Raw genomic sequence first — 25,960 nt, 5'->3', positions numbered from 1 at the left:
ATGATTGGTTACTTAGCCTAAATTTACTAAAAATTTGATTATGAACCTGGTAAGTCATTAATTTCGTAATAACGCTTTAAAATATCATCAATACTCCTAATTGACTTTTTAGACCAATCAATCCTCTTTTCTAACATCTCCTCCTCTGTCAATCGCCAGGCAATTTCAGACTGCCTCAATTTACCTGTTAGATATTGCAATATGATAGCTGCCGAAACTGAAATATTTAAACTTTCTGTAAATCCTACCATTGGAATTTTTAAAAATCCATCTGCACCATTCATAACTTCTTCAGACAAACCTTTTAATTCGGTTCCAAAAAAGAATGCCGACTTTTGAGTAATATCAAAATCCTCCAAATACCTTGAGTCAATATGTGGTGTTGTGGCAATTATCTTATACCCTTTAGCTCTTAAGTGATCCATACAGCCCCTTGTACTTGAATATCTTTGAATATCCACCCACTTCTGTGCCCCCATAGCTATTTTACTATCCAGGCGCTTCCCAAATCTTTTTTCAACCAGATGAACATCTTGTATGCCAAAGACATCACAGCTTCTAATTACCGCACTCGCATTGTGCATCTGATATACATCTTCGGTGACAACGGTAAAATGACGAGTCCTTTGAGAAAGAATTTCTTTAAATTTTCGAATACGATCTTCCGTAAGAAATGTTTCTAAATAATCTAAGAGATTTAAATCTAACATTATTCAACTTCTTCTTATTTAATGTCAAATTTATATCATTTTTTGTATTTTGGGCCTTTACCAAATACTATATGGATCAAGAACAACTCTTAGACCTTATCAAAAAAAAGGATTCCAGATCTTTTGACTACCTCTATGACATGTACTCCCAAAGTCTTTATGGTGTAATTCACAATATAATTTCTAATCGGGAAGAGGCGGAAGATATATTGCAGGAAGTAATGATTAAAATCTGGGACAATATGGATTCCTACGATGAATCCAAGGGACGCTTCTATACATGGATTATCAATATAGCCCGTAACTCAGCAATTGATAAGTACAGATCAAAAAATTACAAAAACTTCAAAAAAAACCTATCAACCGAAAATTTCGTAAGTGTAATAAAAGATTCCTATAATCTTTCAAATATCACTGACGCCATAGGGATTGGAAGTTTTATAAAAAAATTAAAACCAAAATGTATTAAAATTATTGATTTACTGTTTTATAAAGGTTTTACACACAAGGAAGCTGCAGAAGAATTAGACATCCCAATGGGTACTTTAAAAACCAGAAACAGAGCTTGCATTAACGAATTAAGAACTATTTTAGAGGTGAGATGAATATAGAAGAATATATAGCATCCGGAATTTTGGAGTTGTACGTCTATGGAGGTTTAAATAAAGAAGAAAAATCTGAAGTACAGCAAATGATAAAACAACATCCTGAAGTAAAAAAGGAAGTTGAGGCAATTGAAAAAGCTGTTATTCGGTTATCAAGTGGAACAGCTCCATACCTAAGAGCTATTAACTACGAACTTATTAAAAATAAAATTTTTCAAGATCATAAAAAGGTGGTGCCAATTAAATCTAATCGCTGGAGAACATATGTTGGCTGGGCGGCATCCATCGTACTTCTGGTCACATCATACACTTTTTACAATAAGTATAAACAATCCGAAAGTACAATCGAGGTGGTTCGTACCGAGCGTGATAACATACTGGAAGAAAACAAAACGATAACGAATAAAAATAAAGAATATAATACGATCCTGAACTTTATACGTGAAAGAAACACCGATTTTATTAAGCTAGGTGGACAGGAGGTTTCTCCAGACTCCTATGCCCAAGTATATTGGAATAAAGAATCTAATAAAGTGGTTATTGATGCAAGTGGATTACCTGCTCCTCCTAAAGGCAAGGTTTATCAAGTGTGGTCACTAAAATTAGATCCGCTAACACCTACTAGTATTGGTCTACTTGAAAGCTTTGAAGATAATAAGGCTAAATTATTTAATGTAGAAAGTGTTAAAGATGCTGATGCATTCGGAATTACTCTGGAACCAGCCGGAGGAAGTAAGACGCCTACACTAGAACAACTCTACACCTTAGGTAAGATATAAATACACCTTCTTCTAAAATTAAAAAGGGTCGTAATTACGACCCTTTAAAACATTAACCATTAAACATAAAATAAAAAACTAACATAAATTCTCTAATTATTAGCTCCTATATTACCCTGAGCGACCAAAGTAGCTAAATCATTAGAACTTAAGTGTACATTGATATAACCATTATACCCCAATACATCTTCATATAAAAAGGCATCACCGGCATCTAACATTGAAATATTAGTTTTAGATACTCCAGTTGCCCCATCTACTGGGGTTAGACTAATTGCGATATCACCAGGATTATCTACTGACCCCATATGAATATGTGAAGGATGGGTATTTCCAGCCGTGGTTCCCTCTAAAGCTATCATAAGCAATGCCTCTCCATTCACTCTTTGATAAAAAATGGCTTCTCCGCTTATTGATGGGTCAGATATACTCCCCAAGTTATAGTTCATAGACTCACCTGATAATTCATTCTGACCTATATCGCCCTGAGCTACTAAGGTCGCTAAATCATCTGCACTTGCATGTACATTAATATACCCATCAAAATCCAACAAATCGTCATATGTAATTGCCATACCGTCATTTAACATTTCCACTGAGGTCTTACTCATTCCGGTATTTCCATCTACAGCATTTAATGAAACTGCAATGTCTCCTCCTTCAGCCGCCGTGTTAAAATGTATATGAGAAGGATGCATACCATCCATTGGAGTCCCCATTAGCATTAACTCCACTAACGTGTTACCATTCATTCGTCTTTTAAAAGTAGCCGTTCCAGAAATAGCAGGGTCAGAAACACTTCCTAAATCATAAGTCTTCTCATCTCCTGTCAATTCATTTTGTCCAATATCACCCTGAGCGACCAAAGTGGCTAAATCATCTGCACTAACATGTACATTGATATATCCATCAAAATTTAATAACTCTTCATAGGTTATAGCAGTACCATCGTTCAACATTCCCACTTGAGTCATGCTCATTCCGCTTTCTCCGTTAACTGAAGATAACGAAATTGCTACATCACCACCCTCTGCCGCAGTATTAAAATGTATATGTGATGGATGAACACCATCTGCTGGAGTTCCCATAAGCATTAAAGCTACTAAGGCGGTACCATTCACTCGCTTTTTGAAGGTTGCCGTTCCGGAAATAGCAGGATTTGATACACTCGCTAAATCATAAACCTTTTCATCACCCGTCAATTCATTTTGTCCTATATCACCCTGAGCTACTAAGGTTGCCAGATCATCAACACTGGCATGTACATTAATGTACCCATCATAACTCAATAACTCTTCATAGGTAATAGCGGTTCCATCATTCAACATACCAACCTGAGTCATACTCTTTCCATTATCTCCGTTAACTGATGACAATGAAATAGCAACATCTCCCCCTTCGGCAGCTGTATTAAAATGTATATGTGATGGGTGCACTCCTCCTGTAGGGGTGTTCATCAAATCTAAAGTTACAAGAGTGGTTCCATTAACCCTTTTGGTGAAGACTGCCATTCCTGAAATATCGGGATCTGAAACACTCCCTAAATCATACATTTTCATATCATCTGTAAGCTCATTTTGGCCAATATCACCCTGAGCTACTAAGGTTGTTAAATCATCACTACTTAAATGAACGTTAATATACCCATTGAAATCAATCATATCATCATAAGTAATCGATGTCCCGTCATCCAGAGCGTTAAATGAAGTTGTGCTCATTCCGGTAGAACCATCAACCGAATTCAGAGATACCGCAATTCCTCCTCCTTCGGCCGCAGTGTTGAAATGTATATGAGCCGGGTGCATTCCATTGGAGGTTCCATTTAGTTTTAATTCTATTGTTGTAGAATTATCTTTATTCATAATAAATTTAGCTGTTCCTGAAATCGAAGGATTTGAAACAGACATCAAACTGTACACTTTTGTATCTCCCATATAATCCACTCCTGAGTTGTCATCATCATTGCTACAACTCATTAAAAGGAAAAATGATACTAATAATGTTCCGAGAATTTTTGTTTTCATTGGTAAAGTTTTAATTAAACATTTTCTTTTTATACCCCCACTTACGAGATTATTGGTAGAGCGGTTTTATTATTTTTTAATTAATTTTAAAAAAACTTTACGAAATGCCGAAGAAACTAGTAATACTAAGCGGTGCGGGAATAAGTGCTGAAAGTGGAATTAATACATTCAGGGATGAAAATGGTTTATGGGAAGGTCATGATATAATGGAAGTAGCCTCTCCTCGAGGATGGGAAAACAACCCAAAACTTGTTCTCGACTTTTATAATAAAAGAAGAAGACAACTTTTAGAAGTTACCCCTAATAATGCACATATAGCGATAGCTCGAATAGAAAATGAATTTGATGTTACCATCGTAACTCAGAATGTCGATGACCTACATGAAAGATCCGGATCCAGAACGGTTATTCATCTCCATGGAGAATTACTAAAGGCTAGAAGTTCATTTGATGAAGATCTCATTTATGATTGGAAAGAAGATATCAATATAGGAGACTTTTGTGAACACAATTCACAACTACGGCCACATATCGTATGGTTTGGAGAAGCTGTACCCATGATGCAGCCGGCTATCGAAAAAGTTTCAGAAGCGGACATATTAATGGTAGTTGGCACCTCAATGCAAGTATACCCAGCTGCAAGTTTAGTACATTATAAAAAAGTTGAAACTCCCATTTACTTTATCGATCCAAAACCTAATATTTCTAAATCAGAAATTCCAAACTTAGAAATCATAGCTGATAAAGCCACAATAGGAGTTCCACATGCTATTTCAATGCTGTCTCGTATTTAACTTGAGTTGTTTTAGCCCAGTTAACAAGTAAGTCTATTTGTCCCTGTGAAAGTTTAGCCTCACCATGCATCCATAAATAAGATTCTAAAGGCATTTTATGAGCTTCAACCTCTTCAGCTATCTCTTCCATTTTGTGAGCTTTTTTCTTGTCAGTATATGTTTCCCATTCCGAGAAATTTAAATGACCTTTGCCATGATCAACATGATCAGAAATCCAATACGAAACCGGTGCAACATTGGCATACCATGGGTATTCCGTATTATTGGAATGACAATCATAACACGAAGTTTTTAAAATAGAAGCTATTTCATCTGAGGGCTTGGTAGCAAAAATAATATCAGTTACTGGAATTTCTTCAGACTGATTTTTATCTGGTCTGATAAACTGCATTACAATCAATACTAATAATAAGCCGAGAAGAATTTTCTTTATAATTTTCATCTTTTTAAATTTAAAGCTCCTAAATTAGAAAAAATAAAGGATGCAAAATGGCTTATTTCAAAAATTACAATATGTCAATGCTTACCGAAAGAATAGACAAGAATTAGCTAACTATGTGCTTAGCCATCCTAATTTATTTGAAGAGCTTCTAAATCACTGCTTTGAAGCCGATGCAGATACCGCATTTAAATCTTGCTGGATATTAGAATTTGTTTGTAAAGAAAAACTGAATTGGATTTTACCTCATATTGATTACTTTTTAATTAACATCAAACATTTAAATCATGATTCGGCCATAAGACCCTGTGCCAAAATTTGTGAATTACTGTGTATTGAATATTTTAAAAACTCGCCATCTAAAATTAAAGACAGCCTAAATAAAAATCATTTAGAACAACTTTCCGAAATAAATTTTGATTGGTTAATTAACGATGAAAAAGTAGCTACTAAAGCCTACGCTATGCAATCGCTTTACTTGTTAGGAAAAAAAATCGACTGGATTCATCCAGAGCTCAAAAAAGTTTTGGGACAAGGCTTTTCATCTCATTCTGCAGCTTATAAAGCAAGGGCACGTCATATTTTAAATAAATTATAATAATTTCATTGAGGTAATTATCTAAAACATTTGGCTATACGGTAAACATGAAGCTCTTGAAATTATAAAATGGCAAGCCTATACGCTGTTCAACGACCCAATAAGTTTAAAATTTTGCTTTTAAAATTCACCGGAAAGTCAAAACTAAATCTGTGATTTCTTTATCATCTACTTTTTAATCTAAAAGGTTAAACGAGTTAGTTTTACAACAAAGACCAAAAAGATAATTATCCTTTTTTAACTAGTTAGTATATTTTAACTATAAGCTTTACCTTTGCCCTTTATTATAAACCATCACAATGCAACTAACATCATTAAATGCCATTTCGCCTATCGATGGGCGCTATAGAGACAAATCACAAGCACTATCTGCCTATTTTTCGGAAGAGGCATTAATCAAATACAGAGTGCTGGTAGAAATAGAGTATTTCATTGCTTTATGTGAATTACCATTACCCCAGTTAGAAGACTTCAACAAGGATCTATATAAAGATCTCAAAGGAATTTATAATAATTTTTCTTCTGCTGATGCTCAAGCCATAAAGGAAATTGAAAAAACCACCAATCACGATGTGAAAGCTGTGGAGTATTTTATAAAAACGAAATTTGACGAGCTAAATATTTCTGAATATAAGGAGTTTATCCATTTTGGTTTAACATCACAAGATATCAACAATACTGCCATCCCCCTTTCAATAAAAGATGCTTTAATACAGGTTTATATGCCTTGCTTAAAACTTTTAATTGAAAAATTAAACGAGATGGCAACCACCTGGGCCGAAATCCCAATGTTAGCCCGGACCCATGGCCAACCTGCATCTCCTACACGTTTGGGAAAAGAATTACAAGTATTTGTTACACGAATTGAAGAGCAGCTACGTCTATTGCGCTATTCACCAGATGCTGCTAAATTTGGGGGTGCTACTGGTAACTTCAATGCACATCACATTGCCTATCCACAAATAGACTGGCAAGCATTTGGTAAGCATTTTGTAGAAGAGATTTTAGGGCTACATTATTCATTCCCGACTACTCAAATTGAGCACTATGATCACCTGGCCAGTATTTTTGATAGTCTTAAAAGAATCAATACCATTGTAATCGATTTAGACCGCGATATTTGGACCTACATTTCGATGGACTACTTTAAGCAAAAAATAAAAGCCGGTGAAGTTGGTTCTTCTGCTATGCCTCACAAAGTAAATCCGATTGATTTTGAAAACTCAGAAGGAAATTTAGGAATCGCTAATGCTATATTTGAGCATTTATCGGTTAAATTACCTGTATCAAGACTTCAACGTGATTTAACAGATAGTACTGTATTAAGAAATGTTGGTGTTCCCATCGCTCATACTATCATAGGCTTTAATGCCACGTTAAAAGGCTTAGGTAAGTTATTACTTAATGAAGCTAAAATAGAAAATGATTTAGAAGACAATTGGGCGGTGGTTGCAGAAGCAATTCAAACCATTTTAAGGCGTGAAGGATATCCGAATCCGTACGAAGCATTAAAAGGACTTACTCGAACCAATGAGAAAATAACCGAAACTTCTATTGCAGCATTTATTGATACACTTAACGTTTCAAATGACATTAAAAAGGAACTTAAAAAGATTAGTCCTAGTACCTATACTGGTATCTAATCAAGTTACCTGATATCATTTATATAATACAAAAAAACTGCTTGGTCTCAAGCAGTTTTTTTATTGATTTTTGATTGATGAAATTAATCATTATTTAACCTCAGAAAATATTTTACCTATACTTCCTAACTGACTTTGATCCAAAGTTCCCTTTTGAATTACTTCAACTAACTGTCCAACATTTTCAACATTCATATTATCCCCGAGTATACGTAATAAAGCAAACCCTTTCGAATCGTCAGAACCATATAGTATAACTTCATCTATTGCATCATCTTCTCCCAAGAATTTCACTACCCCACGAGCATTCCCAGTATTGAATCGCATTATTTCCTGATAAGAATCACTAGATAAAATATTTTTAATTTTTTCTTTTTCCTCCTTATAAAATGATTCATTACTATCATCTAACTTCAATGCCAGAACATTCAATTTTTTAATCGAGTGTAATGTTTCTTTCTGATTGGGTGTGAGCTCATCTTCCGCAATACTCAAAATATTAGAAGACACATCGAAAGTAATAAATTCAGGGTTATTTGAGCTATCGACGAAATATTGCTGTAAACTTTTCCCATTGTTACATGAAGTCATTACAATTCCCAAAATTCCTAATGTAAAATACTTATATATCGTTTTCATTTTAATAATGGTTTTAATCCCGCAACTTTCATTGCGGGATTGTTACTAAAATTTTATTGTCCAGCTTTATTTAATTCAGACGGTAGGTTCATATTGCTAGTTAAAGTACTAATCTTGTTTAAGTCAATGTCTCCTGTAAGGGTTAGTAGAACTGTTTCGATTTTCCCTCCATTTATATTAACATCTTTTATTCCATTCACAAACATTAACAACTCACTCACATGGTCATCATCCTTACCTGCCTTAATATAAAACTTAACATTGGTATCATCATCCTTTACTCTCATTAGCTCTTCTAATGATGAGTTTGATAAATATTTATCTACTGTGGCCTTCATTTCAGCAGCAACCTTCGGATTCTCTGTAGCAAACACCTTTAAACTGGTAAGGTTTTTTGTTAATTCCATAAATTCTTTTGCTTCAGGATCGTTGGTTTCTATCCTCGAAAAAAGTTCAAATGCTTTTTTACTGGCAACAAAAGTTTTTACACCATTCGCATCCTCAAACTTATCAAATACTGACTGAGAAAATCCTGCTAAAGGCAACATAGCCATAACTAATATTAATGCTATTTTTTTCATAGTTCTGAATAATTAATTGTTCTTTAAAATTTTGTTTTTCGCTTGTTCAAACTCTTTTAAATGGCCTATCTCTTCTATCCCCAAATTAAGGTTAGCTGATAAAAACTCAAGAGCTTTTTGAGTTTCCTGAAAAGCTATTTCAGGATCCTCATAAGTACCTAAATTATTAGGTTGGAATGGATTTGCAACCCACACACTCACAACAATTGCTATCATAGCGGCAACAGAAATCCACGCTAAATATTTTTTTCTTCTGGGTTTTAGTGAAACTGTTTTACTATAACTTTCTTGTTGCTCCGTTGAAAAGTAAACAAACATAGGTTGATACGCTTGCAAATGAGGCGCTACATCCGTCTGTGAAAAATAGTTTCTCAACTCTTGTTCTTCTGCCACTGTGGTCTCAGCAGCAAAATACTTTTCTATTAATAACTCTATTTTTTTAACCAATTCCATAGTTGTGCTTTTTTATCAATTGTTCTCTAACAGCCTTTCTGGCTCTTGACAAGGTCACTCTGATAGCCGTTTGATTCATTTCAAGCATCTCGGCTATTTCATCATAATCATATTGTTCTATATCTCTTAACTGTAAAACCATACGCTGCTGCTCCGGCAATGTATTCATTATTTTTGTCATCCATTGTAAACTATCAGCAACTTCTACTTTCTTTTGCAATGATGTATTACCATCAGTATAATTACTATGAACTAACTTTAAATTATTAGCTTGTTTAGATTTCAATCGATCAAGACAATAATTTTTGGTCATCGTCATTGCAAAAGCTTCAACACTTTTATATTTCGATAAAGTGGTGTTTTTAGTCCATAGTTTCATTAACACCTCCTGGGTGGCATCTTCTGCTTCTTCAGTTGATACTAATAATCTTTTAGCCATTCTAAACAGCTTATCCTTAAAAGGCATTACAGTATTTAAAAACTCACTTTGTTTCATTATTAGGTTTGGTTGGCAGCTTAAATATACTGCTTTATACTAGGAAGACGAATGACCATAAATTTTGTTACAAAAATTTTAATATTTCGTATATGTAAGTAAATTTGATGCATAGAGACCAATGAAACATACACTTATTTGCTAATTATATGAAATATTTAAACTTAAATTGGATTATCGTCATATTCGTAAGCAGCTTATTTATTGGCTGTAGTAAGGATGACAGCCCAGATCCAACCCCTGATCCGGAACCGGTAGTATTAGAAAGTGAAATTAATAAATTTGTTTGGGACGCAATGAATCTGTGGTACCTATGGCAAGATGAAGTAGAAAATCTGGATGACGATCTTTCTGGTGATCAAAATTCGTTTTTTACATTTCTTAATAAATATGGAACTCCAGAAGGACTTTTTGAAGATATAACATCAGACAAGGATAGATTTAGCACCATAGTACCTGATTATGATATTTTATTCAATTCTTTTTCAGGAGTTGCAAAAACCAATGGAATAGAATTTGTCCTTACCAGACCACCAGAGGGAGGCAGCAAGGTTATTGGTATTGTTAGATATATTGTCAATGGAAGTGATGCTGAAGCAAAAGGAATAAAACGCGGAGATATTTTTTACGCTGTTAATGGAACAGAATTATTTGCCGAAACAGATGCCAATGGGCGTATTACAAATAGTAACCTCAGTTTACTAAACCCTGATACATACACCCTAAATTTCGCAACCATTGAAAATGATCAAACCAAATCCAACGGTGTGAATGTTGAACTTGTAAAAGGAGTATTAACAGAGAATCCTATTCATATCTCCAAAACATTAGATATAGAAGGTAAAAAAATCGGATATCTGATGTACAACCAATTTACCCGTAATTTTGATAATCAGCTTAATGATGCATTTAGCGAATTTAAATCAAACGGTGTTACAGATTTGGTTGTAGATTTAAGATATAACCCCGGAGGTTCTGTCCTTTCTGCTACCAGGCTAGGTAGTTTAATTACAGGACAATTCAGTGGACAACTGTTTTCAGAACAATCATGGAACACCAAATGGAATGAGGTTTTTAATTCTGAAGATTTAGAAAACACATTTGTTTCAGATATAGACGGTACCCCTTTAAATAGTTTAAACCTTTCAAAAGTTTATATTATTGCCACAGACGACAGTGCCTCGGCATCAGAATTAGTTATTAATTCCTTAAGGCCGTACATAGATGTAATTCACATTGGAGATAGAACAGTTGGTAAAAATGAATTTTCAATAACCCTTGTTGACAATACAAGTCAGGGCATCTATAAATATGCTGTAATTAATGATGCATCCGTTTCGAATGCAAACCCTAACCACAAATATGCCCTTCAGCCATTGGTTGGAACCAATAAAAATGCCAATGGATTTAGTGAATTCACGAATGGATTGGAGCCTGATATTTCTCAAAAAGAAGTACTTTCGAACTTAGGGGTATTGGGTGATCAAAATGAGCCGCTATTGGCAATTGCTATTCAACAAATAACAGGCATTGCTGCAAAAAGAAGTCTTGAAGCATATGATGAGAGATATCAAATAAACACACTAAAGAGTTCAACCGATTACAAGCCTTACCGCAGGATATCAAATTATGATGTGTTTAAAGGTAATAAGTAACTTTAGTATGCATTAACTATATATAACCGCTCTTTAGAGCGGTTTTTTTGTATCTTACCTCACCAAAACCCAATCTAAAAAACATGAAAAAATTAATACTCTCTACAATTGCATTTTTATCTATAGTAAGTTGTGAGGATCGAGATGATAATGTTTATGTACCGGATAATAACCTTGAAATACAAGATTTTATTTGGAAAGGACTAAACTTGTGGTACTATTGGCAAGATGAAGTAAGCGACTTGGCTGATGATAGATTTTCTACAAATGAAGAGTATGCAAAATATTTAGACAATTATCCGGATCCCTTCAACTTGTTTGATGCGCTCTCCTATCCCGAAGATCGATTTAGCTATATCACTGATGACTATAACGACTTGTTAAACTCACAACAAGGTATTTTTAAAACCAATGGTGTCGAATTTGGTCTTAGCTATAAAAACGGTTCGTCGAATGAAATATTTGGATATGTCTGGTATATACTTCCAGGTACTGATGCTGAAGGTAAAAACATTAGCAGAGGAGATATTTTTACAGGAGTAGATGGGCAAACATTAACAGACACCAATTATTTCGAATTACTATTCGGATCAAACGATAGTTATACCCTGAATATGGCTGATTATGATAATGGTGCTTTTACCTCCAATGGTAATGAAATTACTTTAACTAAGATTGATAACTACACAGAAAATCCGATTTTTATATCAAAAACCATCGATTACAATAACCAAAAAATAGGTTATTTAATGTACAATGGATTTACCGCTCAATTTGATGATGAGCTTAATAATGCCTTTGCTCAATTTAAAGCTGATGGTATTATTGATTTAATACTCGACTTAAGATACAACCCTGGGGGTTCGGTAAATTCGTCTGCTAATTTAGCCAGTATGATTAGCTCGCAAAGTAGCAACGACCTGTTTATACGATTACGTTATAACAATAAAATTATGGCGGCTCTTGGAAACAGTGCGACAGACTATAAATTTAGAACCTCTATTAACGGTGAAGCAATAAATGGACTCAACTTGAATAGAGTTTATGTTTTAACCACCGGAAGAACAGCTTCGGCCAGTGAATTAATCATTAACGGACTAGATCCATATATGGAAGTGATCCAGATAGGAACTACAACTGTAGGTAAAAATGAAGCATCCGTTGCACTTTTTGACTCGGAAAGCTATCAATATGATGATGAGACTCTAAATCCTAATCACACATGGGGAATGCAACCCATTATATCTCGAAATGAAAATTCAGTTGGATTTTCAGATTATACGGATGGTTTCCAACCTGAAATTGAATTAAGAGAAGATTTAGATAATATGGGAGTTTTGGGAGATATAAACGAACCTCTTTTAGCAAGAGCACTTCAGGAGATTAGCGGAGTTGCAGCCAAAGCAATTCCACAAATAACAAGACCTGTAGAGAGTTTTAAAGACTCTAAAATAGTCAGACCTTTAAAAGACAATATGTTTATCGAGACTGAAAAAGTTAAACTGAAGAACTTCTAAAAACAAAAGAAAAGCCGCTCCCTCAAGCGGCTTTTTCTCCATTACAATCATTACAAAGTAATACTAAAACCTAACCTAACGTTTCTTCCTCGAGTATTATACCCTAATAACTCGGTATATTCTTCATTTAAGAGATTGTAGACTCCTGCGAAACATTTCACTTTTTTTGACAGCTGATGGCTGGCATAAAAGTCTACTAAACTAAAACTATCTAAAGTAACATTACTGAAAGTACTAAAATCAGTATCCAGTCGATCTCCGTTAAATTGATAACTTATCGAAGCAAATGTTTTATCAGAAATAGTATACCCCACTGTTGCATTTGCTTTGTGTTTAGGTATTCTGATTGCCACAACATCTTTACGCTCAGTGAACGCATAATTCGCTGAGATAGTTAATACTTCAACAGGGGTTGCAACAACCTCTACCTCTACTCCCTGAGCAGAAGATTTCTCAGATACATTATAGTATCCTTGATTGAAATCGTAAGCTATTAAATTTTCTTCATCCCTGTTGAAGTATAAAGCACTAACCCTAAATTTTTGTCCAAGTTTAAATTCTGCTCCTCCTTCAATAGTTCTATCTTCTTCAGGTTTCAAGTCTGGATTTGGTCCATAAAATCCAAATAATTGCGATAACGAAGGTGCAATAAAAGATGTACTGTATGATCCGAAGAGTTTCAAATAGTTATCATCAAAGGTAAATACATAAGATGGATTTATATTGTAAGTAAAATGAGAACCATATTCGCTATGATTATTCCAACGAACACCAGAATTAATATTTAATCCAAATTCAGAAACATACACAACATTGGCATACGGATCTACTTTGGTTGCAGATTCTGCACTTTCAAAATCTGTCTCATCATCTACTATATTAACCCCCAATATCGTATACAAGGTCTTATTAAATGTGTTTTTTGTGTAAGCATCTACTACCCAGTTTTCGGCTATAAAACTTGAAGGATATGCTGAAATAAATTCACGGTCATATTTACTGTAAGCTCCATTTATATTAACCGAACCTCCATTATATTTAATTTTAGATGTTAACCCGGTTCGGTATTGCTTACTATTAAACCAATTATTTGCATCAGTATAGGCCGCAGCATCATATGCAGATGCTATATCAGTATAATTCCCATAAACTCCAAAAGAAAATGAGTCACAAAAATCATAGCCAAACTTTGCATTAACAGCATATTTTGAAAATGGATCTTTTTCTTTCGCCTGTTCAGCCGCAGCTGACATACCATTGGTGTTCTGCTGATTAAAACTTACAAGGTAATTTAATTTACCTCCGTTACCATTCAAAGTCACATCATTATGGAAATCCGCAAGATTATAGTTTTGATCATCATGCGTCTGATTAGTTCCGATACTTGAGTTGATATTTAATGCAACGGATTTTGCTGCGGCTTTTTTGGTTGTAATATTAATAACTGCTGTTGCAGCACCACTTCCGTATAAGGTACTGGCCGCCCCTTTAATAATCTCAATAGATTCAATAGCACCTAAAGACAACATACGTAAATCATATTCACTCGCAGATTGAGATGCATCAGACACTTGTACGCCATCAATTATAACTAAAACCTGTCTGTTGGAACCACCTCTAACATAAGTACTTAAATTTTGTCCCGCGTTACTCCTACTTCCATTAATTTCAATTCCTGACTTGGTATTAATAAGCTCAGCTAATGTTTTACCCTGATTGCGCTCAATTTCCTGTTTATTAATTTTGATAACAGTTTTACCAGAATTCTCACGTTTTAATTCAAATCTTGAATCAGACACAACCACTTCTTCCAGTTGTTCCACATCGCTTTTTTTCTGTTGAGCCATAGCATACACACTCATCAATCCAAGTGTACAAACAGAAATAATTCTTTTATTCATTTTGTAATTACAGTAAATAGGGAAAAAGCATGAAGTATTCATACCCAAACCTTTATCCCGAAAGTTTGACAATTATTTATGGAATTTTGCAGGTCTCCTGACTTGCGTCTTGTTGTATACCTTCCCATTCTCCTGTAATCATTAATTTCCAAAACAGGTTGTCAAAACTAATTTGACATGAACAGTGGTTTTCAAAGATTTTACAACAAGCGTCCTTATAAAAGGACTAAGCTTACAGTTGCGGGAACAGCTCTGGTTTTTCACCAGATTCCCTTTTAATTCTCCCCCCTGATAAGGGTTTGAAACAAAATTCTTGGACAAAGATAGAGTTAATTTATAAACCTGTTAACTTTTCCTTCAAAACTTTTTTGTAATTATTTTTTAAATACTTTTATCAAAAATTTCTGCATAAAATGATTTATTATATCACGGGAGGTGAACGCTCAGGAAAAAGTTCATACGCTCAAAATCTGGCACTTAGCCTTTCTATTACTCCTAAATATCTTGCAACTTCACGTGTATGGGATGAAGATCATCAACAACGTATCCAAAGACATATAGAAGATCGGGATGAAAGATGGATTTCGGTTGAAGAGGAAAAATTTATTTCAAATGTCATTTTTGCAAATGATGTTGTTGTTGTGGATTGTGTAACGCTCTGGCTAACGAATTTCTATATGGATACAAAACATGACAGGGATGAAAGTTTGAAGTTAGCAAAGGAAGAATTTGCGAAAATCCTTGAAATCCCGGCTACTATTATTATCATTTCTAATGAAATTGGTATGGGACTGCATGCAGACACACATATGGGCAGGAAATTTACAGAATTACAGGGCTGGATGAATCAACATATAGCAAAACATGCCGACAAGGCTACTTTTATGGTTTCTGGATTACCAATTACTTTAAAATAATTAACGAATGAAATTTACTATATCACCCTTACTAAATAATAACCTAAAGGAAAAACTTCAATATAAAATAGATAATAAAACCAAACCAATTGGTGCTTTAGGTGTTTTAGAGAAGGTTGCACTACAAATTGGGGCCATACAAGAGACCTTGGAACCAAAAATCAAAAATCCGACCATTTTAGTCTTTGCTGGAGACCACGGTATTGCACAAGAAGGCATAGTAAACCCCTATCCTCAAGAAGTTACCACGCAAATGGTTTATAATTTTCTTCAAGGAGGAGCTGCTATTAACGTTTTTAGCGAAACCAATAACATTGATCTTCAGATTATTGATGCAGGTGTCAATTATAATTTTGAAAAGAACCTGCCACTTATTCATGCAAAAATTGATTTTGGGACTAAAAATTATCGCCTGGAACCTGCTATGAATAATGAACAATGTTTAAAAGCAATCAAAAAAGGAGCTGAACTGGTAGAAGATCGCAGTAAAAATGAGGTAAATACTATTGGTTTTGGTGAAATGGGAATTGGAAATACTTCCTCTGCTGCATTATTAATGCATTATATCACAAAAACACCAATTGAAAATTGTGTTGGGGCCGGTACTGGGCTTAATGCGGAAGGTATTCAAAACAAAACTAAAGTACTTTCTGAAGTATTAAAAAAGCACCACCCAAATAATCCTTTAGAAGCACTGGCCACCTTTGGAGGCTATGAAATTGCAATGATTGTTGGAGCTATATTAAAAGCAGCTGAGCATAAAATGACCATCATTATCGATGGCTTTATAGTCACCTCTGCTCTTCTTATTGCAATTGAAATTAATAAGAATGTAATTGACTATTGCATTTTTGCGCATAGCTCTAATGAGCAAGGACATCAAAAAATGCTTGAGTACCTAAATGTTAAACCATTACTGAACTTCAATATGCGATTAGGAGAGGGTACGGGGGCTGCTATGGCTGTACCTGTGTTAAGAGCATCTACAGATTTTTTAAATCATATGGCCAGTTTTGAAAGTGCTGGGGTAAGTACCAAATCAGAATAACTATGTTGAAGAAAGAGCTACATATTTTTCTAACCGCCATCATGTTCTTTACAAGAATCCCTTGTCCGAATTGGGTCGATCACAACCCTGATTACCTCTCAAAAAGTTCAAAATATTTTTCTTTAGTGGGTATAATTGTTGGTAGTATTGGCGCATTGGCTTTCTATGGAAGCTTATATCTACTTCCTCTAGAAATCGCAATACTGCTTTCTATGGCAGCTACCATATATACTACCGGGGCCTTTCATGAAGATGGTTTTGCTGATGTATGTGACGGATTAGGTGGCGGATGGACAAAAGAAAAGATACTTTCAATTATGAAAGATTCAAGATTGGGGACGTACGGAGCGGTAGGTCTTATTTTAATACTGACTATCAAGTTTTTTGCTTTAAAAAGCAGCCCTAATTCCTTAATTCCGATATTACTAATTTCAGGGCATAGCCTTAGTAGATTCATGGCCACAACTTTAATATATACTCACCCATATGTCCGAGATGATATAAATAGCAAGGCAAAACCAGCGGCTAAGAGTATAAATATAAAAATGATTATCATTAGCGGACTTTTTGGCATCGCTCCTCTTTTTTTATTTTTCTCACCCTGGGTTTTTATATCCATCATTCCCGTTTATTTCGCCAAAATGTATTTAGGAAAAAAGTTCATGAAATGGCTAGGCGGACATACAGGTGATTGCGCTGGAGCAACCCAACAACTTTGTGAAGTTGTTTTTTATCTTAGTATCCTTATTATATGGAAATATATTTAATCAGACATACGACACCCAAAATTGAAAAAGGAACTTGTTATGGACAAGCAGATATTGATTTGGATGAAAATTATCTTACTGAATTAAAAAAAATTAAAGACCAATTACCCAAAAACTATAAATCATTTAAACTTTATACAAGTCCTTTAAAGCGTTGTAGCATATTAGCCGAAGATCTAATGCAACCAATCATTATGGAAAACAGATTAAAAGAACTCAATTTTGGTACGTGGGAATTAAAAAAATGGAACGATATTGAAAACAATGAATTAAATCCATGGATGGATGATTTTGTCAATGTAAAGGTTCCCAATGGAGAATCGTATATCGACTTACAAAGAAGAAGCCTGGAATTTCTGGAAGAACTTTTAAGCTCAAAAAAAAATAGTATAGTTGTTAGTCATGCCGGGGTAATAAGAGTAATTCTGTCCCATATAAATCAAATTCCTCTTGAGGATTCCTTCAAAATTAAAATCGATTATGGGGCTGTTTTTAAAATAATTTATGCCCAAAACAGATTAGAAATTAATTGAAATCATGCATAAATAGATAGATTGAATTGTACCAATATTCATTCATTTTCAAAAAAATTAACGAAGTTTGGTTCATCAAAAATTAATATTCAATATATTATAAATAAACTCATATAAGAGATGTTTCAGTATAAATACTTCTCTATTTGCCTGATCTTAATGCTTGCATTTACAGGCTGTAAAGAAAAAAAATCTTCCTCCTCGAAGGGAGTTCGTAATTCGGATGTTGAATTGGTCGATATTGAATACGCAAAAGGATTTACTATTAGCAAAAATAGTCAGTACACTTCCATTGATGTTCTGGGACCTTGGCCTAACAGTGAGGAGTCTTTTAAATATGTGCTGATTCCAAAAGGAGCTAATGCCCCCCAAATAGATTATGATGCTTTAATAGAGGTTCCGATTGATAAAATTGTGGTGACTTCAACTACGCATATACCCGCCTTGGAAGCCCTCAATGAAATTGATAAGTTAGTAGGTTTTCCAGACACTAAATACGTATCATCGGAGGCAGCAAGAAAACGAATCGATAATGGGGAAATAATAGAATTAGGGATGAATGAATCGATCAATACAGAGATATTAATTGATATGAAACCTGATGTAGTTGTAGGCTTTTCTATAAATAGTCAAAATAAAACTTACGATGCAATTCAACGTTCAGGAATCTCTGTTGCCTATAATGGAGACTGGGCAGAAGAAACACCTTTGGGAAAAGCAGAATGGATCAAGTTTTTCGCTCCGTTTTTCGGCAAAGAAAAATTAGCTGACTCAATCTTCAATAGTATTGAAAAAGAATATCAAAGAGTAAAGGATATTGCTAAAAAATCTAAATCACGTCCTACTGTTTTTAGTGGTGCAATGTTTAAAGACGTTTGGTATATGCCTACAGGTGAGAGCTGGGCAGGGCAATTCTTAAAAGATGCAAATGCCAACTATCTTTGGAAAGAGACCAAAGGTACTGGTAGTTTGGCTCTTAATTTTGAAAGCGTTTTAGAAAAGGCTAAAAATGCTGATATTTGGTTAGGATCATCACAATTTACATCGTATGCCGAGTTAGATGATTCGAATCCTCACTACAGCCTATTTGATGCCTATAAAAACAAAAACATTTATACCTTTAGTCTTACCAAAGGGGCTACAGGAGGAATTTTATACTACGAACTGGCTCCAAACCGCCCGGATGTAGTTTTAAAAGATATTATTCATATTTTACATCCTGAACTTTTACCAAACCACAAATTGTTTTTCTTTAAACCATTAGAATAATTGAAAAGCGCCAAAGCATATCGTATTTCTTTTTTTATTTTAGTTTTCATACTGATACTGTGCCTGCTTGCTAATATCAGTATGGGATCTGTATCTATCCCTGTTAAAGCCATATTTTCGTCTTTAATTAATGGTGAAGTAGAAAAGGAATCCTGGAAATATATTATACTGAATTACAGAATCCCCAAAGCTCTTACAGCTATTTTGGTTGGAAGCGGACTTTCTGTTAGTGGTTTATTAATGCAAACATTGTTTAGAAATCCATTGGCAGGTCCTTTTGTTTTAGGTATAAGTTCTGGGGCAAGTTTAGGTGTAGCTATACTTATAATGGGAACCTCAGTATTTGGAACAGTCTTTTCAATGAGTTTAATTAGCAGTACCGGAATTGCAGTGGCAGCAAGCCTGGGAAGCTTTTTAGTACTTATGGCGGTTCTCATAGTTGCCAGCAAGGTTAGAGATACCATGGCGTTATTAATAATCGGGTTGATGTTTGGCAGTATAACTACCGCCATCGTCAGCGTCCTGGCCTATTTCAGTAATACTGAAAAACTTCAACAATATATTTTTTGGTCATTTGGAAGTCTGGGGAACCTAAGCTGGAATCAGCTTTTGATTTTCTCAATTATATCTGTTCTCGGGATTGGTTTAAGCATCTTATCACTTAAAAACCTCAATTCCTTACTTTTAGGAGAAAACTACGCCAGAAGTCTCGGAATGAACTTAAAAAAATCGAGATTTACTATCATTATTGCCACGAGTATACTGGCAGGTAGTGTTACAGCATTTGCAGGTCCAATTGCATTTATAGGTCTTGCAGTTCCGCATTTAACAAAGCAAATTTTTATTACAAACAATCATAAAGTTCTCGTTCCAGCCGTAATTTTGTACGGTGCCATATTAATGTTAATATGTGACACCATAGCACAATTACCTCATAGTGAATATTCATTACCAATTAATGCGATTACATCAATTATTGGAGCTCCGGTAGTTATATGGTTGTTAGTCAGGAAAAAGAAAATGGTGTTTTAATTAAATATTTCATTATCAAAAAGAATCTTCAACATAGCGTTTTGAAAGTCAAGGACCTCTCCGTTGGTTACAGTGTAAGAGGCAAAGATCTTATAATTGCTAAAGACATAAACTTTTCACTTCAACCCGGGGAGCTTATTGGCATTGTTGGAGCTAACGGTGTTGGTAAATCCACACTCCTGAGAACCCTTGCTAAAATTCAGCCAAAACTTAATGGAGAAATCGAAATCAATGGAAAAAATATTCTAAAATATAAACCACTGGAATTAGCTTCGGAGTTAAGTTTGGTACTCACGGAAAAAATCCCTTCCAAAAATATAACTGTTATAGAATTAATAGCGTTGGGAAGACAACCTTACACGAATTGGATCGGAGCACTCAATAAAAACGATATTCGAAAAATTAAGGAGGCTATAGCCCTTGTAAATTTACAGGAACTTGAAAATAAAAAGTGTTACGAATTAAGCGATGGTCAACTTCAAAAAGTAATGATTTCCAGAGCACTGGCACAAGACACCTCTTTAATTATTTTAGACGAACCCACTACACATCTCGACATCTATCACAAGGCCTATATTTTAAAAATTTTGAAGAAAATTGCCTTTGAAACAGGTAAGACCATTCTTTTTTCCTCACATGAAATTGACCTTGCCATTCAACTTTGTGACAAGATGCTGGTGATGTCCAAAAATAAAACAACATTTGGAGATCCTTGTTCATTGATTGAAGAGGGAAAGTTCAATGAATTATTCCCAAAAGATTTAATTGAATTTGACACCAAAACAGGAAGCTTTAGAGTTAACCAATAATACAATTGCTACCTTAAAGACTCCAGACTTAATGCACAAGAATCCTTTAATTCTTGCAAAAACATCGCAGAACTCCTTATTTCTAAAAAGACTTTTATTTTATAAACTTTAATAAAGCGTAAACAGGGAAATGATCAGAAGGGTATTTACAGTTCCTTGAGTCACTGAATATTGCACTTTTTAAAACACTTAATTTATCTGAAACAAAAATAAAATCGATTCGCTTGTCTACCGGATTTTCAAATTTAAAACCATTAAAGGTTCCTTTCGGACCAAATGAATTTTCACCGGCCGCAACGTAAGTATCCTTCATAACCGTGGTAATATATTGTATCCCTTGGTCTTTTTCCTGGAGGTTGAAATCACCCATCAAAACAACAGGAAGATTGTCAGTATTCACTTCCTTAATTTTCTTTAGAATTAATTTAGCACTCTCCACCCTTGCAAGATCACCTATATGATCAAAATGTGTATTGAAAACAATAAATTTTTCACCAGACGCTTTAAACTCAAACATTGCGTATGTACAAATTCTGTTAAGCGCGGCATCCCATCCTTTTGAAGGTATCTGCGGAGTTTCAGAGAGCCAGAAGGTGTTATGTTTCAATAGGTCAATCCTGTCTGTATTATAAAATATTGCAGTATGCTCTCCCCTCTTATCTCCATGATCTCTCCCAATACCAACAAATTTATAATGTTGAAGATTTTTATCTATTTCTTGCAATTGGTTAATCAATCCCTCTTGAGTTCCAAAAATATCAGGTTCATTAAATCTCAATTGAGAAATTAAAAAATCCTTCCTGTCATTCCAATTATTCTCAGTATCATTCGGATTATCGTATTTAATATTATAGGAAAGCACACTCAAATTTTGAGCAGGTACTCCTAAGGTCGTGAATAACAATAAAACGTAAAATATATTTTTAAACATAATGACAATATTTATGGAACCACAAGATATAACATTCAAATCAATCAATTGGTTATTTTTAAATTAGTATCTAAGGAACATTGATTATCGCAGTATTAATAAAGTTGTATGATGTATATTTGAACTAAAAGAACTATCAAATGTCAGAAAATTTACTTCTTATCATTATAGCCTTAATTTTTGGCGCCATTGGTATATTTTTAGGTATTTATATTCAAAAACTAAAATCCAGGTCCGAAGAAAGCTCAGCATTAGAGCGTGAAAATCAATTAAAAAATTCTGTTGAAGAACTGCGTTCAGTTATTGTTTCAGAAAAAGAGGCCTATAAAGAATTGCAAAAAGAACGAGAAAGCATCTTTATTCAATTGACCAAAAAGGAGGCAGATTTTGAAAACTTAAAACAAAAGAATTTAGAATACAAGGAAGAAGTAGAACAGCTACAGGAAAAATTCACAAAAGATTTTCAAATTCTGGCCAACAAGATACTTGAAGAAAAGTCGGAGAAATTCACACTTCAAAACAAAGAAAACATAAAGAATATTTTAAATCCGCTTCAGGAAAAAATTCAACATTTTGAAAAGCGCGTAGAGGATAGTAATAAAGAGAGTATTACTCGTCATTCTGCCCTTCAGGAACAGCTTAAAAACCTTAGAGAATTAAATCAACAGATAACCAAAGAGGCCTCTAATCTTACTAAAGCTCTTAAGGGCGATACCAAAATGCAGGGGAATTGGGGAGAATTGGTTTTAGAACGCGTATTAGAGAAGTCAGGTTTAGAAAAAGGTAGTGAATATACGGTTCAAAATAGTTTTACCACTGAAGAAGGGAAACGTGTTTTACCAGATGTAATTATAAATCTTCCAGACAATAAGAAAATGATTGTCGATTCTAAGGTTTCTCTAATTGCTTATGAACGTTTTGTTAATGAAGAAGACGAATTATTAAAGCCTGGATTACTTAAAGAGCATGTGAATTCAATAAAAAAACATGTCGATCAACTTAGCGCCAAGAACTATCATGATCTCTATAAGATAGAGAGTCCTGATTTTGTATTGTTATTTATACCAATGGAACCTGCTTTTGCGATTGCTTCTCAGGAAGAGCCTCAACTATATAACACTGCCTTTGAAAAAAATATTGTTATTGTTACTCCATCGACGCTTTTAGCAACTTTAAGGACTATTGACAGTATGTGGCAAAATGATAAGCAACATAAGAATGCATTAGACATTGCCATTCAGGCAGGTAGATTATATGACCAGTTTAAAAACTTGCTAGATGATCTGGAAAAGGTTGGTAAACAATTACAGACCGTTCAAAACACATATTCTTCATCCATGACCAAACTTACGGGCAGAGGAAACCTATTGACCCGAATTGAGAAATTAAAAAAGTTAGGAGCCAAAGCAAGTAAACAAATCGATCAAAAATGGTTAAATAGAGCAAACCATGATGATGAACTTATTGATTAATCCAACTCATTACTAAAACATCAGTCCCAAATGAAAAAATTTTTAAGAATTTTCTTGTTATCTATAGTTCTCCTAAGTACGCTATACCTCGTCTTTATTTACTTTGTTCCCTACAGTGAAGGTGTTCGTTCTGGAGAGCTTATTAAAATTAGTCATAAAGGTGTCATCTTTAAAACTTGGGAAGGAGAGTTAAGCCAAGGAATTTCAGGAGCTCAAATATTTAAATTTTCTGTTGAAGACAGCAGAAAAGATGTTTTAAAGAAACTGGAGTCATACCAGGGTCACTATGTAAAAGTTAGCTATAAAGAACGATTCACTAAATTAATTTGGTTGGGCGATACAAAATATTTCATTACAGACGTAACAAAAGAAGTGTCTCCCCATAAGCAGAATTAAAATGAACAAAGAACATAAAACCGTATCGGAGTCCCAAGTTACCATTTCGGAGTTAATGCTCCCGTCTCATACAAATTTTAGTGGCAAAATCCACGGGGGCTATATCCTTTCCTTACTTGATCAAATTGCTTTTGCATGCGCCTCAAAACATTCGGAAACTTACTGCGTAACTGCATCTGTTGATACGGTAGACTTTCTACAACCCATTGAAGTTGGTGAATTGGTTACTATGAAAGCCTCTGTTAATTATGTTGGAAACACATCTATTGTTGTTGGTATTCGTGTTGAAGCCGAAAATATTCAATCTGGAAAAGTCAAACATTGTAATTCATCTTACTTTACAATGGTTGCCAAAGATAAGGATGGTACAAATGCTAAAGTTCCCGGACTCATTATTAAATCTGAAAATGAACTCAGGCGTTTTTTTAAAAGCATCAAACGCATTGAATTACGTAATGAACGAATAGATTATTCGGATCATGTCAAATACAATGCAAAAGATATGTTACACGAATTAGAAGGATATAACATTAAAATCGACATATAACACGATATTCAAGTAAATCGCCTTATAAAACGATATTTGCATATATCAATATTTTAAACGATATTTGAGTTATGACAAGTGTTATCACAGGCGATATTATCAATTCCAGGCAATCAGAAGATCCAAAAGTTTGGTTAGAGGTCTTAAAGAAATCGCTAACTAAGATTACTGAAAATGATCGATATTGGGAAATATTCAGAGGAGATAGTTTTCAGGTTGAAATACAGGATTTCTACAATGCCTTTAAAATAGCAGTACTGCTAAAGGCAGCTATTCGATCTATTAAGGGTTTAGATGTTCGATTAGCTATTGGTGTCGGAGAAAAAACTGGTGAAGCAAGAACAATTTCTGAAGCCACTGGTGATGCATTCATATATTCTGGAGAACGTTTTGAACGCCTTAAAAGAGATAAGGTAAATTTGGCTATTAAAACCAAAAATAACCAAATAGATACCGAACTCAATCTTTATTTTAAACTATTGTTACTCACTATGGATACCTGGACTGCCAACTCTGCTGAAATAGTTAAAATAACACTGGAAAACCCATTCCTATCTCAAAAAGAAATCGGTAACATTATAGGAATTAAGCAAAACACAGTGAGTGAACGTCAGAAAAGAGCCAATTTAGATGAAATAATAGATGTAGATAAAATGTATCGGCAAAAAATCGATCAATTGCAACACCCTAAATAAAAAATGGAACTATTACTACGCCTACTTATAGCCCATCTCATAGGAGACTTCCTTCTACAACCCAAAAATTGGGTTCAAAGCAAAGAAAAAAAGAAACTTCGATCAAAAAAACTTTATTTACACGTCATTATTCACGTAGCATTAAGTTTTATCTTGCTTTGGAATACAGAACAGTGGTATATTCCCTTAATAATTGGTATTTCGCATTTCATTATTGACGGAGCCAAAGTAATAATCCAAAGAAAAAAAACGAAACGTCTGTTATTTTTTATTGATCAGCTATTGCATTTAGCTGTGATCATGTCCATGGTGTTAATAACCTCTACAGTACAATTTAATTTTAAGCTCAGTAATGAATTTTTATTCCTGATTGCCTCGATTATTTTTTTAACCATGCCAAGTTCAATAATGATTAAAATGTTAATCTCTGTTTATACCCCAAAAACTGAAATGAAGCATAACGGCTCTTTGCAAAATGCAGGTATGTATATTGGCATGCTCGAACGACTTCTTGTATTTGTATTTATAGCAACAAATCATTGGGAGGGCGTTGGTTTTTTAATCGCCGCCAAATCAATATTCAGATTTAACGATCTAACACAATCAAAAGACAGAAAGCTAACAGAGTACATTCTAATAGGAACCCTTCTTAGTTTCGGAGTTGCTATTTTAACAGGTATATGTTTCCAGTACATCCATTAAAAAAAGGG

The 25,960-nt window shown here is 34.3% G+C and carries 28 protein-coding genes and 1 riboswitch; of the genes, 19 read left to right on the top strand and 9 right to left on the bottom strand.

All coding sequences use genetic code 11. The annotated features are described in order from the left end of the window. Positions 1-38 precede the first annotated feature (38 nt). A complete protein-coding gene (locus BM361_RS03520; RefSeq protein WP_074976944.1) occupies positions 39-710 on the bottom strand; it encodes a TrmH family RNA methyltransferase in 672 nt (223 codons plus the stop codon). A 71-nt stretch (positions 711-781) separates the two neighbouring features. Here BM361_RS03520 and BM361_RS03515 point away from each other — a divergent pair, with 71 nt between their 5' ends. Both BM361_RS03515 and BM361_RS03510 read left to right on the top strand, forming a co-directional pair. Beyond that, positions 782-1,315: an RNA polymerase sigma factor gene (locus tag BM361_RS03515; protein ID WP_074976942.1), complete on the top strand. Its 534-nt coding sequence runs from the start codon at positions 782-784 to the stop codon at positions 1,313-1,315. Next, positions 1,312-2,094 (top strand): anti-sigma factor, encoded by a 783-nt coding sequence (locus tag BM361_RS03510; RefSeq protein WP_074976939.1) that lies wholly within the window; start codon positions 1,312-1,314, stop codon positions 2,092-2,094. The genes BM361_RS03515 and BM361_RS03510 overlap by 4 nt, the downstream gene beginning before the upstream one ends. Positions 2,095-2,186: 92 nt before the next feature. Here the strand turns inward: BM361_RS03510 and BM361_RS16930 are convergent, their stop codons facing one another. Then, complete coding sequence (locus tag BM361_RS16930; RefSeq protein ID WP_175496540.1) at positions 2,187-4,118, bottom strand: CHRD domain-containing protein; 1,932 nt, start codon at positions 4,116-4,118, stop codon at positions 2,187-2,189. A gap of 104 nt (positions 4,119-4,222) precedes the next feature. Here BM361_RS16930 and BM361_RS03500 point away from each other — a divergent pair, with 104 nt between their 5' ends. Next, positions 4,223-4,912, top strand: coding sequence for an SIR2 family NAD-dependent protein deacylase (locus BM361_RS03500; protein ID WP_038264716.1), 690 nt, complete (start codon positions 4,223-4,225; stop codon positions 4,910-4,912). On the opposite strand, the gene BM361_RS03495 is transcribed toward BM361_RS03500, so the two are convergent. Further along, positions 4,887-5,354 (bottom strand): heme-binding domain-containing protein, encoded by a 468-nt coding sequence (locus tag BM361_RS03495; protein WP_074976937.1) that lies wholly within the window; start codon positions 5,352-5,354, stop codon positions 4,887-4,889. The genes BM361_RS03500 and BM361_RS03495 overlap by 26 nt on opposite strands. Positions 5,355-5,394: 40 nt before the next feature. Here BM361_RS03495 and BM361_RS03490 point away from each other — a divergent pair, with 40 nt between their 5' ends. Together BM361_RS03490 and purB are read left to right on the top strand one after the other, a co-directional pair. Further along, entirely contained in the window at positions 5,395-5,949 is a 555-nt protein-coding gene (locus BM361_RS03490; protein ID WP_074976935.1) for a hypothetical protein, read from the top strand. 299 nt (positions 5,950-6,248) lie between these two features. Beyond that, positions 6,249-7,592 (top strand): adenylosuccinate lyase, encoded by a 1,344-nt coding sequence (purB, locus tag BM361_RS03485; RefSeq protein WP_038264726.1) that lies wholly within the window; start codon positions 6,249-6,251, stop codon positions 7,590-7,592. A 90-nt stretch (positions 7,593-7,682) separates the two neighbouring features. Here purB and BM361_RS03480 read toward each other — a convergent pair whose 3' ends face one another. From BM361_RS03480 to BM361_RS03465, 4 genes are read right to left on the bottom strand one after another with little or no spacing between them, the layout of a single operon-like run. Beyond that, the gene (locus tag BM361_RS03480; protein ID WP_074976934.1) at positions 7,683-8,231 is read right to left on the bottom strand and encodes a DUF4252 domain-containing protein; all 549 of its coding nucleotides are present in this window, start codon (positions 8,229-8,231) and stop codon (positions 7,683-7,685) included. A 53-nt stretch (positions 8,232-8,284) separates the two neighbouring features. Further along, positions 8,285-8,812 carry a DUF4252 domain-containing protein gene (locus BM361_RS03475; protein ID WP_038264730.1) on the bottom strand — a complete coding sequence of 176 codons (528 nt, stop codon included), beginning with the start codon at positions 8,810-8,812 and terminating at the stop codon, positions 8,285-8,287. Between the two features lie 12 nt (positions 8,813-8,824). Further along, positions 8,825-9,265 carry a hypothetical protein gene (locus BM361_RS03470; RefSeq protein WP_038264732.1) on the bottom strand — a complete coding sequence of 147 codons (441 nt, stop codon included), beginning with the start codon at positions 9,263-9,265 and terminating at the stop codon, positions 8,825-8,827. Then, the gene (locus BM361_RS03465; protein ID WP_038264735.1) at positions 9,252-9,761 is read right to left on the bottom strand and encodes an RNA polymerase sigma factor; all 510 of its coding nucleotides are present in this window, start codon (positions 9,759-9,761) and stop codon (positions 9,252-9,254) included. Before BM361_RS03465 ends, BM361_RS03470 begins: the two co-directional genes overlap by 14 nt. Positions 9,762-9,910: 149 nt before the next feature. On the opposite strand from BM361_RS03465, the gene BM361_RS03460 reads away from it, so the two are divergent. Together BM361_RS03460 and BM361_RS03455 are read left to right on the top strand one after the other, a co-directional pair. Beyond that, positions 9,911-11,416 (top strand): S41 family peptidase, encoded by a 1,506-nt coding sequence (locus BM361_RS03460; RefSeq protein ID WP_074976932.1) that lies wholly within the window; start codon positions 9,911-9,913, stop codon positions 11,414-11,416. Between the two features lie 83 nt (positions 11,417-11,499). Beyond that, the gene (locus BM361_RS03455; RefSeq protein WP_074976929.1) at positions 11,500-12,933 is read left to right on the top strand and encodes a S41 family peptidase; all 1,434 of its coding nucleotides are present in this window, start codon (positions 11,500-11,502) and stop codon (positions 12,931-12,933) included. A 50-nt stretch (positions 12,934-12,983) separates the two neighbouring features. Here the strand turns inward: BM361_RS03455 and BM361_RS03450 are convergent, their stop codons facing one another. After that, the gene (locus tag BM361_RS03450) at positions 12,984-14,834 is read right to left on the bottom strand and encodes a TonB-dependent receptor plug domain-containing protein (protein ID WP_074976927.1); all 1,851 of its coding nucleotides are present in this window, start codon (positions 14,832-14,834) and stop codon (positions 12,984-12,986) included. A 70-nt stretch (positions 14,835-14,904) separates the two neighbouring features. After that, a riboswitch (cobalamin riboswitch) is annotated at positions 14,905-15,159 on the bottom strand. 88 nt (positions 15,160-15,247) lie between these two features. Here BM361_RS03450 and BM361_RS03445 point away from each other — a divergent pair. The 7 genes from BM361_RS03445 to BM361_RS03415 all read left to right on the top strand — a co-directional run bounded on the left by BM361_RS03445 (position 15,248) and on the right by BM361_RS03415 (position 21,209). Further along, positions 15,248-15,751, top strand: a complete 504-nt coding sequence (locus BM361_RS03445; RefSeq protein WP_074976925.1) for a bifunctional adenosylcobinamide kinase/adenosylcobinamide-phosphate guanylyltransferase — start codon at positions 15,248-15,250, stop codon at positions 15,749-15,751. A gap of 7 nt (positions 15,752-15,758) precedes the next feature. Next, positions 15,759-16,799, top strand: coding sequence for a nicotinate-nucleotide--dimethylbenzimidazole phosphoribosyltransferase (gene cobT / locus BM361_RS03440; protein ID WP_074976923.1), 1,041 nt, complete (start codon positions 15,759-15,761; stop codon positions 16,797-16,799). 2 nt (positions 16,800-16,801) lie between these two features. Next, positions 16,802-17,566, top strand: coding sequence for an adenosylcobinamide-GDP ribazoletransferase (locus BM361_RS03435; protein WP_317039383.1), 765 nt, complete (start codon positions 16,802-16,804; stop codon positions 17,564-17,566). Continuing rightward, on the top strand, positions 17,551-18,099 hold the full coding sequence (cobC, locus tag BM361_RS03430) for an alpha-ribazole phosphatase (protein ID WP_074976921.1): 549 nt from the start codon (positions 17,551-17,553) through the stop codon (positions 18,097-18,099). The genes BM361_RS03435 and cobC overlap by 16 nt, the downstream gene beginning before the upstream one ends. Before the next feature lie 120 nt (positions 18,100-18,219). Further along, on the top strand, positions 18,220-19,368 hold the full coding sequence (locus BM361_RS03425) for an ABC transporter substrate-binding protein (protein ID WP_074976920.1): 1,149 nt from the start codon (positions 18,220-18,222) through the stop codon (positions 19,366-19,368). Continuing rightward, the gene (locus tag BM361_RS03420; RefSeq protein ID WP_074976918.1) at positions 19,369-20,400 is read left to right on the top strand and encodes a FecCD family ABC transporter permease; all 1,032 of its coding nucleotides are present in this window, start codon (positions 19,369-19,371) and stop codon (positions 20,398-20,400) included. A 14-nt stretch (positions 20,401-20,414) separates the two neighbouring features. Further along, a complete protein-coding gene (locus BM361_RS03415) occupies positions 20,415-21,209 on the top strand; it encodes an ABC transporter ATP-binding protein (RefSeq protein WP_038265507.1) in 795 nt (264 codons plus the stop codon). Positions 21,210-21,303: 94 nt separating this feature from the next. On the opposite strand, the gene BM361_RS03410 is transcribed toward BM361_RS03415, so the two are convergent. Next, positions 21,304-22,140, bottom strand: a complete 837-nt coding sequence (locus tag BM361_RS03410) for an endonuclease/exonuclease/phosphatase family protein (protein WP_074976916.1) — start codon at positions 22,138-22,140, stop codon at positions 21,304-21,306. 140 nt (positions 22,141-22,280) lie between these two features. On the opposite strand from BM361_RS03410, the gene rmuC reads away from it, so the two are divergent. From rmuC to BM361_RS03385, 5 genes are all read left to right on the top strand, one after another. Beyond that, complete coding sequence (rmuC, locus tag BM361_RS03405) at positions 22,281-23,612, top strand: DNA recombination protein RmuC (protein ID WP_074976915.1); 1,332 nt, start codon at positions 22,281-22,283, stop codon at positions 23,610-23,612. Between the two features lie 30 nt (positions 23,613-23,642). Further along, on the top strand, positions 23,643-24,008 hold the full coding sequence (locus BM361_RS03400; RefSeq protein ID WP_038264754.1) for a hypothetical protein: 366 nt from the start codon (positions 23,643-23,645) through the stop codon (positions 24,006-24,008). 1 nt (position 24,009) lies between these two features. Next, positions 24,010-24,555, top strand: a complete 546-nt coding sequence (locus tag BM361_RS03395; protein ID WP_074976913.1) for an acyl-CoA thioesterase — start codon at positions 24,010-24,012, stop codon at positions 24,553-24,555. 71 nt (positions 24,556-24,626) lie between these two features. Further along, a complete protein-coding gene (locus BM361_RS03390) occupies positions 24,627-25,250 on the top strand; it encodes a SatD family protein (protein ID WP_074976911.1) in 624 nt (207 codons plus the stop codon). A gap of 3 nt (positions 25,251-25,253) precedes the next feature. Further along, positions 25,254-25,952: a DUF3307 domain-containing protein gene (locus BM361_RS03385; RefSeq protein WP_074976910.1), complete on the top strand. Its 699-nt coding sequence runs from the start codon at positions 25,254-25,256 to the stop codon at positions 25,950-25,952. Positions 25,953-25,960 lie beyond the last annotated feature (8 nt).

This window comes from Zhouia amylolytica (genome assembly GCF_900116365.1).
Taxonomy (GTDB): domain Bacteria; phylum Bacteroidota; class Bacteroidia; order Flavobacteriales; family Flavobacteriaceae; genus Zhouia; species Zhouia amylolytica.
This window is presented reverse-complemented; position numbering and strand designations above follow the sequence as displayed.